The organism is Kitasatospora sp. NPDC058162 (assembly GCF_042884005.1).
In the GTDB taxonomy this organism is placed as follows: Bacteria; Actinomycetota; Actinomycetes; order Streptomycetales; family Streptomycetaceae; genus Kitasatospora.
Map to the genome: position 1 here is coordinate 212,921 of NZ_JBHVUS010000010.1, position 11,990 is coordinate 224,910.

The 11,990-nt window shown below is 73.3% G+C and carries 13 protein-coding genes; 4 read left to right on the plus strand and 9 right to left on the minus strand.

Translation table 11 applies throughout. The features are described from left to right. Position 1: 1 nt before the first annotated feature. The 5 genes from ACFVXG_RS21735 to ACFVXG_RS21755 all read right to left on the minus strand — a co-directional run bounded on the left by ACFVXG_RS21735 (position 2) and on the right by ACFVXG_RS21755 (position 5,771). Entirely contained in the window at positions 2-1,207 is a 1,206-nt protein-coding gene (locus ACFVXG_RS21735; protein WP_387929774.1) for an acetylornithine transaminase, read from the minus strand. Then, positions 1,204-2,079 carry an acetylglutamate kinase gene (argB, locus tag ACFVXG_RS21740; protein ID WP_350507188.1) on the minus strand — a complete coding sequence of 292 codons (876 nt, stop codon included), beginning with the start codon at positions 2,077-2,079 and terminating at the stop codon, positions 1,204-1,206. The genes ACFVXG_RS21735 and argB overlap by 4 nt, the downstream gene beginning before the upstream one ends. A gap of 155 nt (positions 2,080-2,234) precedes the next feature. Continuing rightward, positions 2,235-3,389 (minus strand): bifunctional glutamate N-acetyltransferase/amino-acid acetyltransferase ArgJ, encoded by a 1,155-nt coding sequence (gene argJ / locus ACFVXG_RS21745; protein WP_387929850.1) that lies wholly within the window; start codon positions 3,387-3,389, stop codon positions 2,235-2,237. Between the two features lie 11 nt (positions 3,390-3,400). After that, on the minus strand, positions 3,401-4,429 hold the full coding sequence (gene argC / locus ACFVXG_RS21750; RefSeq protein WP_387929776.1) for an N-acetyl-gamma-glutamyl-phosphate reductase: 1,029 nt from the start codon (positions 4,427-4,429) through the stop codon (positions 3,401-3,403). Between the two features lie 133 nt (positions 4,430-4,562). Beyond that, positions 4,563-5,771, minus strand: a complete 1,209-nt coding sequence (locus ACFVXG_RS21755; RefSeq protein ID WP_387929778.1) for a methyltransferase — start codon at positions 5,769-5,771, stop codon at positions 4,563-4,565. 83 nt (positions 5,772-5,854) lie between these two features. On the opposite strand from ACFVXG_RS21755, the gene ACFVXG_RS21760 reads away from it, so the two are divergent. Both ACFVXG_RS21760 and ACFVXG_RS21765 read left to right on the plus strand, forming a co-directional pair. Further along, positions 5,855-6,259 carry a VOC family protein gene (locus ACFVXG_RS21760; RefSeq protein ID WP_387929780.1) on the plus strand — a complete coding sequence of 135 codons (405 nt, stop codon included), beginning with the start codon at positions 5,855-5,857 and terminating at the stop codon, positions 6,257-6,259. Between the two features lie 37 nt (positions 6,260-6,296). Continuing rightward, positions 6,297-6,674 (plus strand): RNA-binding S4 domain-containing protein, encoded by a 378-nt coding sequence (locus ACFVXG_RS21765; protein WP_387929782.1) that lies wholly within the window; start codon positions 6,297-6,299, stop codon positions 6,672-6,674. An 8-nt stretch (positions 6,675-6,682) separates the two neighbouring features. Here the strand turns inward: ACFVXG_RS21765 and ACFVXG_RS21770 are convergent, their stop codons facing one another. The 3 genes from ACFVXG_RS21770 to ACFVXG_RS21780 all read right to left on the minus strand — a co-directional run bounded on the left by ACFVXG_RS21770 (position 6,683) and on the right by ACFVXG_RS21780 (position 8,771). Next, positions 6,683-7,189, minus strand: a complete 507-nt coding sequence (locus ACFVXG_RS21770) for an FBP domain-containing protein (RefSeq protein WP_387929784.1) — start codon at positions 7,187-7,189, stop codon at positions 6,683-6,685. A 38-nt stretch (positions 7,190-7,227) separates the two neighbouring features. Further along, the gene (locus ACFVXG_RS21775; RefSeq protein WP_387929786.1) at positions 7,228-7,785 is read right to left on the minus strand and encodes an HD domain-containing protein; all 558 of its coding nucleotides are present in this window, start codon (positions 7,783-7,785) and stop codon (positions 7,228-7,230) included. A gap of 98 nt (positions 7,786-7,883) precedes the next feature. Continuing rightward, the gene (locus ACFVXG_RS21780) at positions 7,884-8,771 is read right to left on the minus strand and encodes an SAM-dependent methyltransferase (RefSeq protein WP_387929788.1); all 888 of its coding nucleotides are present in this window, start codon (positions 8,769-8,771) and stop codon (positions 7,884-7,886) included. A gap of 219 nt (positions 8,772-8,990) precedes the next feature. Here ACFVXG_RS21780 and ACFVXG_RS21785 point away from each other — a divergent pair, with 219 nt between their 5' ends. Beyond that, a complete protein-coding gene (locus ACFVXG_RS21785; RefSeq protein ID WP_387929790.1) occupies positions 8,991-9,917 on the plus strand; it encodes a polysaccharide deacetylase family protein in 927 nt (308 codons plus the stop codon). Between the two features lie 43 nt (positions 9,918-9,960). On the opposite strand, the gene ACFVXG_RS21790 is transcribed toward ACFVXG_RS21785, so the two are convergent. Beyond that, a complete protein-coding gene (locus tag ACFVXG_RS21790) occupies positions 9,961-10,779 on the minus strand; it encodes an SDR family NAD(P)-dependent oxidoreductase (RefSeq protein WP_387929792.1) in 819 nt (272 codons plus the stop codon). A gap of 285 nt (positions 10,780-11,064) precedes the next feature. Between ACFVXG_RS21790 and ACFVXG_RS21795 the strand changes: the two genes are divergently transcribed. Next, positions 11,065-11,934 carry a 3-hydroxybutyryl-CoA dehydrogenase gene (locus tag ACFVXG_RS21795; protein ID WP_387929794.1) on the plus strand — a complete coding sequence of 290 codons (870 nt, stop codon included), beginning with the start codon at positions 11,065-11,067 and terminating at the stop codon, positions 11,932-11,934. The last annotated feature ends 56 nt before the right edge of the window (positions 11,935-11,990 follow it).

Genomic DNA, 11,990 nt, shown 5'->3' on the forward strand with positions numbered 1-11,990 from the left:
GTCAACTCGCATCGGCCGGGGCGCTCTCGCGCGCCGTCCGGAGGATCTCCGGCAGTGCGGCGAGGAAGGAGTCCGCCTCCTGCTCCGTGAGCACCAGCGGCGGCGCCAGCCGGACGGCGTCCGGGACGGCCGCGTTGACGAGGAAGCCCGCCTGCTGCGCGGCCGCCTGGACCTGGGCCGAGAGCGGCCTGGTCAGCACGATGCCGAGCAGCAGTCCGACCCCGCGCACGTGGGAGACCAGCGGGTCGCCGATCGCCTCGACGCCGTGCCGCAGCCGGTCGCCGATCTTGCGGACGTGCTCCAGCAGGCCCTCGGACTCGATGGTGTCCAGCACCGCGAGCCCGGCCGCGGCGACCACCGGGTTGCCGCCGAAGGTGGTGCCGTGCTGGCCCGGGGTGAGCAGCTCGGCGGCCGGGCCGAAGGCCAGCACCGCGCCCATCGGCAGTCCGCCGCCGAGCGCCTTGGCCAGGGTGACCACGTCCGGCTCGACGCCCTCGACGGCCTGGTGGGCGTACCAGTAACCGGTCCGGCCGATGCCGGTCTGGATCTCGTCCAGGACCAGCAGGGTGCCGGTGGCGCGGGTGATCTCGCGGGCCGCCGTCAGGTAGCCGTCGGGCAGCGGGATCGCGCCGTTCTCGCCCTGGATCGGCTCCAGGAAGACGGCGGCGGTCTCGGTGGTGACGGCCGCGCGCAGCGCCTCGACGTCGCCGAAGGGGACGTGGGTGACGTCGCCGGGCAGCGGCTGGAAGGGCGCCTGCTTGGCGGGCTGGCCGGTGAGCGCGAGGGCGCCCATGGTCCGGCCGTGGAAGCCGCCCTGGAGCGCGACCAGGTGGGTGCGCCCGGTCCGCCGGCTGATCTTGAAGGCGGCCTCGTTGGCCTCGGCGCCGGAGTTGCAGAAGAACACCCGGCCGCCTTCCCGGCCGTCCAGCGCCAGCAGCCGCTCGGCGAGGGCGATGGTCGGCTCGGCCATGAAGAGGTTGGAGACGTGGCCGAGGGTGGCGATCTGCCGGCTGACCGCCTCGACCACGGCCGGGTGGGCGGTGCCGAGGGCGTTGACGGCGATGCCGCCGAGGAGGTCGGTGTACTCCTTGCCGTCGGCGTCCCAGAGCTTGACGCCCTCGCCGCGCACCAGCGGGATCCGGGGGGTGCCGTAGTTGTCGGTGAAGGCGTGCTGCCACCGGCCGGTGAGCTGCTCGTTGTGCGTCATGCCAGTCCCCCGGTCACGGTCGGCTCGTCGTCCGGCACGACCATCGTGCCGATGCCCTCGTCGGTGAAGATCTCCAGCAGCAGGCTGTGCTGCACCCGGCCGTCCAGCACGCGGGCGGTGCCCACGCCGGAGCGGACGGCGCGCAGGCAGCCCTCCATCTTGGGGAGCATGCCGCTGGCCAGGCCAGGCAGCAGCTCCTCCAGTTCGCTCGCGTTGAGCTGGCTGATCACGTCGTCGGAGTTCGGCCAGTCCTTGTACAGGCCCTCGACGTCGGTCAGCACCACCAGCATCTCGGCGCCGAGCGCGACCGCCAGGGCGGAGGCGGCGGTGTCGGCGTTGATGTTGTAGACGTGGCCGTCGGCGCCGCGGGCGATCGAGGAGATGACCGGGATCCGGCCGTCCCCGATCAGCGCCTTCACCGCGCCGGCCTCGATGTTGACGATGTCGCCGACCAGGCCGATGTCGACCTGCTCGCCGTCCACCACCGCGTAGCGCTTGACCGCCGTCATGGTGTGGGCGTCCTCGCCGGTCATCCCGACGGCGAACGGGCCGTGCTCGTTGAGCAGGCCGACCAGCTCGCGCTGCACCTGGCCGGCCAGCACCATCCGGACCACGTCCATGGTCTCGGGGGTGGTGACCCGCAGGCCGTTGGTGAAGCTGGACTCCAGGCCGAGCTTGTCCAGCTGGGCGCTGATCTGCGGGCCGCCGCCGTGCACCACCACCGGGTGCAGGCCGGCGTAGCGGAGGAAGACGACGTCCTGGGCGAAGGCCGCCTTGAGGCTCTCGTCGACCATGGCGTTGCCGCCGAACTTGATCACGATGGTCTTGCCGTGGAAGCGCTCCAGCCAGGGCAGCGCCTCGATCAGCGTCATGGCCTTGGGCAACGCGGTGTTGTTGCGGGCCTGTTCGCCCTTGGGTGCGATCTGCACGGGTTTCCCTCGTCGATGGGGTCCCCCCGGCCGCAGGCTGGGGGAGGATGTCGCGGCTCGGCGGAGCAGCGGTCAGCGGCTCGGCTTCGGTCAGCGGCTCAGCTGGAGTAGGCGCTGTTCTCGTGGACGTAGTCGGCGGTGAGGTCGTTGGTCCACAGCGAGGCGCTCGCCGTACCGGCGTTGAGGTTCGCGGTGATGACGACGTCGCGGGCCTTCATGTCCACCAGGTCGCGGTCCTCGCCGACGCCGCCGTCCTTGCAGACCCAGACGCCGTTGATGGCCACGTCGAGCCGGTCCGGGTCGAAGGCGGCGGCGGTGGTGCCGATCGCGGAGAGCACCCGGCCCCAGTTGGGGTCCTCGCCGTGGATGGCGCACTTGAGCAGGTTGTTGCGGCTGATCGTGCGGGCGACCTCGACGGCCTCGTCCTCGGTGGCCGCGCCGGTGACGTCGATCCGGATGTCCTTGCTGGCGCCCTCGGCGTCGCCGATCAGCTGGCGGGCCAGGTCGGCGCTGACGGTGCGGACGGCCTCGGCGAACTCGGCGGCGTCCGGGGCGATGCCGGTGGCGCCGGAGGCGAGCAGCAGCACGGTGTCGTTGGTCGACATGCAGCCGTCGGAGTCGATCCGGTCGAAGGTGGTGCGGGTGGCGCCGCGCAGCGCGGCGTCCAGGGCGGCGCTGTCCAGGTCGGCGTCGGTGGTGAGCACCACCAGCATGGTGGCCAGGCTCGGGGCGAGCATGCCCGCGCCCTTGGCCATGCCGCCGACCGTCCAGCCCGCCGGGCTGGTGAACTGGGCGGTCTTGTGCACGGTGTCGGTGGTCTTGATGGCGATGGCGGCGGCCTCGCCGCCCTCGGCGTCGAGCTGCCGGGCGGCCAGGGTGACGCCGGGCAGCAGCACGTCCATCGGCAGCCGGACGCCGATCAGGCCGGTGGAGGCGACGGCGACCTCGCCGGCGTTCACGTCCAGCTCCGCGGCGACCTTCTCCGCGGTGGCGTGGGTGTCCTGGAAGCCCAGCGGGCCGGTGCAGGCGTTGGCGCCACCGGAGTTGAGGACGACGGCGGAGACCCGGCCACCCTTGAGGACCTGCTGGGACCAGAGCACGGGGGCGGCCTTGACCCGGTTGGCGGTGAAGACGCCGGCCGCGGCCAGCGAGGGGCCGTCGTTGACCACCAGGGCGAGGTCCGGGGTGCCGGAGGCCTTGATGCCCGCGGTCACGCCGGCGGCCCGGAAGCCCTTGGCGGCGGTCACGCCGATGTTCGGGGTGGTCACGGTGCGACTCCGTTCAGGGGAAGGCCCAGCTCCTCGGGCAGGCCGAGGGCGATGTTCATGCTCTGCACCGCGCCGCCGGCGGTGCCCTTGACCAGGTTGTCGATCGCGCTGATCGCGATGATCCGCCCGGCGGTGGCGTCCAGGGCGACCTGGACCAGGGCGGTGTTGGCGCCGTAGACGCTGCTGGTCTGCGGCCACTGCCCCTCGGGCAGCAGGTGGACGAAGGGCTCGTCGGCGAACGCCTCGGCGTAGGCGGCGCGCAGGCTCTCGGCGCTCACGCCCGGCTTCGCCTTGGCGGAGCAGGTGGCGAGGATGCCGCGCGGCATCGGGACGAGGGTGGGGGTGAAGGAGACGGTCAGCGGCTCGCCGGCCAGCGGGGTGAGGTTCTGCACCATCTCCGGGGTGTGCCGGTGCACGCCGCCGACGCCGTACGGGCTGACGCTGCCCATGACCTCGCTGCCGAGCAGGTGGGTCTTGGCGGCCTTGCCCGCGCCGGAGGTGCCGGAGGCGGCGACCACCACGGCCTCCGGCTCGGCGAGGCCGGCCGCGTAGGCCGGGAAGAGCGCCAGGGAGACGGCCGTGGGGTAGCAGCCGGGCACGGCGATCCGGTTGCTGCCCTTCAACGCGGCGCGGTGGCCGGGGAGTTCGGGCAGGCCGTAGGGCCAGGTGCCGGCGTGGGCGGAGCCGTAGAACTGCTCCCAGTCGGCGGCGGCCTTGAGCCGGAAGTCGGCGCCGCAGTCGATCACCAGGACGTTCTGGCCGAGCGCCTCGGCGACTGCGGCGGACTGGCCGTGCGGCAGCGCCAGGAACACCACGTCGTGGTCGGCCAGCACCTCGGGGGTGGTGGGTTCGAGGACGCGCTCGGCCAGCGGGATCAGGTGGGGCTGCAGCGCGCCCAGCTTGGTGCCCGCGTTCGAGCCGCCGGTCAGCGCCCCGATCTCCACCTCCGGGTGGCCGAGCAGCAGGCGCAGCACCTCACCGCCCGCGTACCCGCTCGCGCCGGCGACGGCGACTCGCAATGCCATGGCGTTCCTCCTTGGTCGTGGCATGAATATACGCGGGAGGGAAAATTCATGCAAGGCTGAGCCCGAGCACCCGGGGTTTACCCCGGCGCGACGGGTCGGGGCGCCGTCGGGCCGCGCCGTCGACGGCCGCCGTTCAGCGCTTCACGGCCCGCAGCACGACGAACTTGGGGTTCCCGGCGACGAGTTGGCAGTTGCCGAACAGCTTGCGCAGCTTCACGTGGTAGCCCAGGTGCCGGTTGCCGACCACCCACAGCTCGCCGCCGGGCCGCAGCGCCCGGCGGGCGCCGGTGAACATCCGCCAGGCGGTGGCGTCGGTGGTGGCCTGGTGGGAGTGGAACGGCGGGTTGTTGAGCACCAGGTCCACCGAGCCGGGGGCGAACACCGCCGGGTCCAGCGCGTCGGCCGTGCGGAACTCGGCCGGGGCGTCCGGGCCCAGGTTGGTGCGGAAGGTCTCCTCGGCGGAGGCCACCGCCTGGTGGGACTCGTCCACGAACACCAGCTCCGCGCCCGGCCCGGCCAGCGCGGCGGCCGTGCCGACCACGCCGTTGCCGCAGCCGAGGTCCACCACCCGGTCGCCGGGGGCGGGGGTGGGCAGGTGGGCCAGGAAGAAGCGGGTGCCGATGTCGAGCCGCTCGGCGCAGAAGGTGCCCGCGTGGTTGACCACCGTCCGGCCGGCGGCGGGGCCGATGTCCGGCGGCAGCGCGTAGCGGTGCGGCCACGGGTTGGGGCCGGGGTCCAGCGCCGGGTCGGGGGTGCAGAAGATCAGCCGGGCCTTGCGGACCGCGAGCGAGGTGCGGGTCGGGCCGAGGACCTTCTCGAAGAGCTGCAGGGTGGAGGTGTGGATCTCGGTGACCATGCCGGTGCCGATCACGACCGTGCCCGGGTGCAGCGCCGGGGCGAGCCGGTGCAGCTGGTCCTCCAGCAGGGCCAGGCTCTTGGGCACCCGCACCAGCAGGACGTCGATCCGCTCCGGCGGGGTGTCCCGGGTGGTGCGCAGCCGGGCCTCGTCGACGGCGGAGCCGGCCCGGGCGAGGTTCTCCCGGGTGGCCTGCCGGCCGAGGTGGGAGTCGCTGATCTGGACCGGTTCGTACGGCGCCAGCGCGGTGGTCAGCGCGCCCCAGCGGTCGCCGAGGACGGCGATCCGGCGGCCGGCCAGCTCGGTGGCGGCGCCGTCCGCGGCGGCCTCACCGGCCAGGTGGCGCAGCAGGTACTCGTCGGCGGCGTCCCAGGCGCGCAGCCGCTCGCGGGGGTCCACCGGGAAGCGGGTGAGGTCGAGGGTGCCCCAGGGGGTCGCGAAGGCGGTGGCTGAGGGTGACGAAGCGGGCGTGGTCTGCGGATTCATCGTGCTCTCAGGCTATCCGAAGGTCCGCCGGGGAACGGTTTCGGGCAGATACTGGAAGAGCCCGACCGAGAGGGGTGAGGGCGATGGACTGGAAGCTCGAAGTCGTGGTGGTCCCGGTGTCGGACGTGGACCGCGCGAAGCTCTTCTACGAGGAGCAGGCCGGCTTCACCGTGGACCACGACACCCGGCTGCGCGACGGGGTCCGGGTGGTCCAGCTGACTCCCCCGGGCTCACGCTGTTCGATCGTGGTCGGCTCCGGGGTGATCGAGTCGCCGCCCGGCTCGGTGAAGGGCCTCCAACTGGTGGTGCCGGACATCGAGAAGGCGCACGCGGAGCTGGCCGCGCGGGGCGTGGCGGTCAGCCCGGTCCAGCACTTCGTCGCGGGAGCCCGGGTGAACGGGCACGGCGAGGCCTGGAACAACTTCGTGTTCTTCAACGACCCGGACGGCAACGGCTGGGCGGTCCAGGAGGCTCCGTCCGCGGCGTAGGGCGTGTGACCCTACGGGCGCTGGATAGGCTCGGAGGATGGCTGAAGAACAGGGAAGCGTGCGGCTGGACGTCTGGGTCTGGTCGGTCCGGCTGGCCAAGACCCGCGCGCTGGCGGCGGCCGCCTGCAAGGCCGGGCACGTCCGGGTGAACGGCGAGCGGGCCAAGCCGGCGCAGACGCTCAAGCCCGGGGACGAGGTCCGGGTCCGCGAGGAGGGGTACGAGCGGGTCGTCGTGGTGACGAAGCTGATCCGCAAGCGGGTCGGCGCGGCGGTCGCGGCGGAGTGCCTGGTCGACAACAGTCCGCCGCGGCCGCCGCGGGAGTTCGTGGCACCGGTCTTCGAGCGGGACCGCGGCGCCGGCCGCCCGACCAAGCGGGAGCGCCGCGACCTGGAGCAGCTGCGCGGGGGCCGGTAGCCCCGCGGCTACGCCGCCGTGTCGGTGAGCACCTTGGCGAGGAAGGCGTCGAGGTTGCCCACCGTACGGGCGACCTGCAGCTCCAGCGGCAGCGACTCGTCCGGCCTGGTCACCGCGGCGGACTTCTTCCGGCCGCGGACGTAGAGCGAGCAGGCGAGGTCGGCGCAGATGTAGGTGCCGACGGTGTTGCCCTCGCGCCCGGAGGCGCCGGCCCGGCGGGCGGCCAGCAGCGAGACCCCCGAACCGGCGTGCGCGGTGATGCACAGCGAGCACACGTTGGTCTTGGTCAGGCTGCGCCGGACCATCGGCGAGCGCATCGTCACCCCGACCAGCTCACCGCCGTGCGGTGCGACCAAGTACGCCCGGTCGGGCGCGCCTTGGTCCCGCCAGCCGAGGAAGTCCAAGTCCGCCCACGGCAGTTCGGCCAGGCCGCGGGGCAGGTTGAGGCGACGGGCCTCGCCCTTGGAGCAGTTGACGAAGGACGCGCGGATCTCCGGGTCGGTGAGGGGTTCCATGTCGCGGAACCTAACACCGGCCGTCGCGCCCTGTCGCGTCATTTTCTCCCGGTACGCACCGGATGGGCGGCCTGCAGCGCGAGCCGCCGCGGGGCGCCCTCGCCGATCCCGGTGAGCAGGTCGTCCAGGGCGAGGAAGGCCTCCCAGCGTTCCCGGCCGGTGGCGGCGGCGAACCGCTCGACCACCCGGTCCTCCAGGTCGCGGACGCGCTTGTTCTTCCAGGCCTTGTCGGCCAGGCTGACCAGCAGGTCCTCGGTGGTGGTGCCGGGCTCGCCCCAGCTCGCGTGGGTGCGGGCGAAGCGGGCCAGCCGCTCGGGGACTCCGTGGGCCAACAGCAGGGCGTGGCCCGCGGGTTCGTGTGCGGAGCCGGGGCCCGAGAGCTCCTCGGGGTGGACGGCCTTGCCGATGTCGTGGGTGGCGGCGCCGTAGCGGACGGCCTCGTGGTCGAAGAGCAGGCCCTCGGCGGCGCAGAACTCGACGATCCGCCCGGCGACCTCGTGCACCAGCGCGAGGTGGGCGACCAGTCGGGGCGGGGCGTCGACGGCCCGCAGCAGCTCGGCGACGTCGGGGGGCAGCGGCGGCAGGGCGGTGGTCACGCCGCAGGGCAGCCGGACCGGTGAGGGATTGTCAGTGGCCGGACCTAGTCTGCGATGGCTGGTCCCGGCGCCGGAGGGGGGCGCCGGGACCGGCTCCGTCACGGCTTGAGGGCGACGCCGGCGTAGGCCGAGACGTCCTGCCAGCCCTCGGGCAGTTCGGCGGTGCGGATGTGGCCCGCGGTGGGGCGCCAGAGCGGGAGTTGGACCAGGCCGGGGCCGACGAACTCGAAGTCGCCGAAGAAGGGTTCGACGTCGGCCCGGGGCCGCAGGACGAGCGGCGCGCTGGCGCTCCGGTAGATCCGAGTGCCTTCGGCGGCGCTCTCGCGGGAGGCGAAGTCGGGGCTGCCGTGGGAGAGGATCAGGGCGCTGCCGGGGGCGAGCACCTCGCGCAGGGTGCGGACGATCTGCTGGGCGCCCTCCTCGTCGCGTATGAAGTGCAGGACGGCCACGAGCATCAGCGCGACCGGCTGGGAGAGGTCGACGGCGGCGCCCAGCGCGGGGTGGCGCAGGATCGCCTCCGGGTCGCGCAGGTCGGCCTCGATGACCGAGGTGTGCCCGGCCGGGTGCCCGGACAGCAGGGCGCGGGCGTGGGTGGCGACGATCGGGTCGTTGTCGACGTAGACCACCCGGGCGTCCGGGGCGACGCGCTGGGCGACCTCGTTGGTGGAGCCGACGGTCGGTATGCCGGTGCCGATGTCGATGAACTGGCGGATCCCCCGGCCCGCCGCGAACTCGACGGCCCGGCCCAGGAACTGCCGGTTGGTGCGGGCCAGCAGCGGCAGCGCGGGGTAGGCGGCTATCGCGGCCTGGGCGGCCTTGCGGTCCGCCTCGAAGTTGTCCTTGCCGCCCAGGTAGTAGTCGTACATCCGGGCGGTGTGCGGGATGCCGGTGTCCAGCTCGCTCGGCGGCTGCCAGTCATCGGCTCTGGCCCACTCCCAGCCGGTGCGGGTGTCCTGGTCGACGGCCGCGGTGTCCTCGTGCATCATGTTCCGCCCCCAATGCGCAATGCCGGAATGTGCCTACTGCCCCGTAACACGCGGTGCGCGGTGATCGTATCCAACGACACGCCGTGGAAACAGCGGGAGTTCAGGTTTACGCAACACCGCACAAACGGAGTGTGTGCACGTCAAAGACGGTGTGACGAACCGCGCCGGACGGCGCTGCCGGATCGCCCGGAGGGTCCGCCCTCTCTATGCTGGCTGCCGATGACTGCCGACCGCCGCACCGTACTGCGCACCGCCGCCAAGCTGGCCGCCCTGTCCGCCGCGGGAGGACTGCTCACCTCCTGCGGCAGCGGCGCGCCCCGCCGGGCCGACACCGGGGCGCTCGCCGCGCACCCCGGCAGCGTCGACCCCCAGCACACCACCGACCCGGCCTGGAACGGCGGCGAGGGGCCCGTCTCCCCCGCCCCGACCACGCCGGCCGAGCCGCAGCCCGACGGCGGGGCGACCCCGGCCGCCGCCCAGACCTCCGCTCCGCCGACCCCGCCGACCCCGCCGACCCCGCCCGTGCTGACGCCGCTGGCGGCCGGCACGCCGTACGAGGTGGTGTACGGGCCACGCACCGGCAAGAACGTGGCGCTCACCTTCCACGGCAGCGGCGACCCGAAGCTCGCCACCGCCCTGCTGGAGGCCGCCGAGCGGCGCGGCACCAAGGTGACGGTGATGGCGGTCGGCAGCTGGCTGGACCAGCAGCCGCAGATGGCCCGGCGGATCCTGGACGGCGGCCACGAGCTGGGCAACCACACCCAGAACCACCTCAACATCTCGGCGATGACCCCGGACCAGGCCCGCGCCGAGATCGCCCAGTGCGCCGACCGGCTGCAGCGGCTGACCGGTTCGATCGGCCGCTGGTTCCGCCCCTCCGCCGCGCAGTACGCCACCGCGATGGTGCGCGACCAGGCCAAGGCCGTCGGCTACGAGCACGTGCTCTCCTTCGACGTCGACCCGCGCGACTACAACGACCCGACCGCCGCCGAGCTGCAGCGCCGGGTGCTGGGCTCGGTGCGCGGCGGCTCGGTGGTGGCCCTGCACATGGGCCACCAGTGCACCATCGACGCGCTGCCGGCGATCCTGGACGGGCTGGCCAAGGCGGGGCTCAAGCCGGTCACGGCCAGCCAGCTGTGCGCCTGACCGGCCTCGGCCGCTGACCCGTCCGAGCCGCCCGGGCCACTGATCAGACCATCGGGTCGTCGTCCTTGTACGGGCGCAGCCGCAGCGTCCGGGCGTCCGCCTCCCGGATCTCCTCGGCCCGGGCGACCAGCTCCGCCAGGTCGTCCCGCCCGGCGTGGATGAACCGCCCGTGCAGGGCGTCGAAGCGGCCGCGGGCGGCGTCCACGGTGACCGCGACCACGTACGGGATCGAGCCCCAGGCCTTCATGTCCCGGAACATCGGCATCGCCGCGGTCATGTCGGTGGCCACCGCGCCGGGGCTGATGTCGAGCACCACGACGTCGTGCTCGGCCAGCGAGTCCGCCATGTTGTCGGAGAGCTGGAGCAGCGCCCCCTTGGAGGTCGCGTACGCCGTGTAGTGGCCGTCGGGGCGCAGCGCGAAGCCGGAGTTGAGGTTGACCACCCGGCCGCTGCGGCGGGCGACCATGCCGGGCAGGACGCAGCGCAGCAGGTTGTAGGGGCCGCGCAGGTTGGTCTCGATCACCTGCCACCACTGGTTGGGGTCGGTCTCCCACAGCGGCACCTCGGCCCGGTCGATCAGGCCGGCGTTGTTGACCAGCAGGTCGATCGGGCCGAGGTCGCGCTCGACCAGCCGGACGGCCTCGCGCACCGAGCCGGGGCGGCAGACGTCGGCGGTGACGGCGACGCCCCGGGAGCCGTGCTTGACGCACTCCTTGAGGGTGTCGGTCAGCGTCTCGTGGGTGCGGCCGAGCAGGCCGACGGCCATGCCCTCGGCGGCCAGGCCGATGGCGATCTCCCGGCCGATGCCCCGGCCGCCGCCGGTGACCAGGGCGACCTGTCCTGTGAGCGATCCCGTCGGCACCGTGTGCTCCCTTCCCGTCCCCGGCCCCCGTCTGCGGCATTCTGTCGGCCGACGGGCGGCGGCGGGCCCGGGTACACGCGCGGGCGGCCCGGCCTCACCCGTTCGGGGGGCCGTCCGCGCTGGCACTCTGCCGGGGAGGGGGTGACCTACTGGCCGGTACGGAGTAGTAACGTCGTCGGGGCGGTGACCGGTGCACCCATTCCGGTTCACCGACCCCGTTGACCAGCGAGCTCGCTGGGTCACCAGTTCGCTGGGCGACCCCCAGCACCACCGAAGGGCAACTGAGTGAGTGACATCGCGCGCGTCGGAGTAGTCGGCTGCGGTCTCATGGGGTCGGGCATCGCCGAGGTCTTCGCCCGGGCCGGACTGGACGTCCTGGTGTCGGAGGCCAGCGGTGAGGCGCTGGAGTTCGGCCGCACCCGGCTGACCAATTCCCTGGACACGGCGGTCAAGCGCGGCAAGCTGAGCCCCGAGCAGCGGGACGAGGCGATGGCCCGGCTGTCGTTCACCACCGAGCTGTCCGACTTCGCCGACCGCGACCTGGTGGTGGAGGCCGTCGCCGAGCGCGAGGACATCAAGGTCAAGATCTTCCAGACCCTGGACCAGGTCGTCGAGCGCCGGGACGCGATCCTGGCCTCCAACACCTCCTCGATCCCGATCGTGAAGCTGGCCGCCGCCACCTCCCGCCCGGAGCAGGTCATCGGCCTGCACTTCTTCAACCCGGCGCCGGTGCAGAAGCTGGTCGAGGTCATCCCGACCCTGACCACCTCGGCGGCCACCACCGAGCGGGTCGAGGCCTTCGCCTCCCAGGTCCTCGCCAAGGAGCCGATCCGGGCCCGCGACCGGGCCGGCTTCGTGGTCAACGCGCTGCTCGTGCCGTACCTGCTGTCCGCGGTGCGGATGTTCGAGTCGGGCGTGGCCACCGCCTCCGACATCGACAAGGGCATGGAGGCCGGCTGCGCCCACCCGATGGGCCCGCTGCGGCTGTGCGACCTGATCGGGCTGGACACCATCGTCTCGATCGCCGAGTCGATGTACGACGAGTACAAGGAGCCGCTGTACGCCGCTCCCCCGCTGCTCTCCCGGATGGTCGACGCCGGCCTGCTGGGCCGCAAGTCCGGCCGCGGCTTCTACGACTACACCGCGAGCGCCTGAGCCCGGACGCGAGGGGCGCGCCCGTACCGGTCTCCGGTACGGGCGCGCCCCTTTTC

Bases quoted from the DNA above. Each gene is read 5' to 3' on its own strand.
- ACFVXG_RS21735 (WP_387929774.1), bottom strand. From the start codon at position 1,207: ATGACGCACAACGAGCAGCTCACCGGCCGGTGGCAGCACGCCTTCACC.
- argB (WP_350507188.1), bottom strand. From the start codon at position 2,079: ATGACGCTGATCGAGGCGCTGCCCTGGCTGGAGCGCTTCCACGGCAAG.
- argC (WP_387929776.1), bottom strand. From the start codon at position 4,429: ATGGCATTGCGAGTCGCCGTCGCCGGCGCGAGCGGGTACGCGGGCGGT.
- ACFVXG_RS21755 (WP_387929778.1), bottom strand. From the start codon at position 5,771: ATGAATCCGCAGACCACGCCCGCTTCGTCACCCTCAGCCACCGCCTTC.
- ACFVXG_RS21760 (WP_387929780.1), top strand. From the start codon at position 5,855: ATGGACTGGAAGCTCGAAGTCGTGGTGGTCCCGGTGTCGGACGTGGAC.
- ACFVXG_RS21765 (WP_387929782.1), top strand. From the start codon at position 6,297: ATGGCTGAAGAACAGGGAAGCGTGCGGCTGGACGTCTGGGTCTGGTCG.
- ACFVXG_RS21770 (WP_387929784.1), bottom strand. From the start codon at position 7,189: ATGGAACCCCTCACCGACCCGGAGATCCGCGCGTCCTTCGTCAACTGC.
- ACFVXG_RS21780 (WP_387929788.1), bottom strand. From the start codon at position 8,771: ATGATGCACGAGGACACCGCGGCCGTCGACCAGGACACCCGCACCGGC.
- ACFVXG_RS21785 (WP_387929790.1), top strand. From the start codon at position 8,991: ATGACTGCCGACCGCCGCACCGTACTGCGCACCGCCGCCAAGCTGGCC.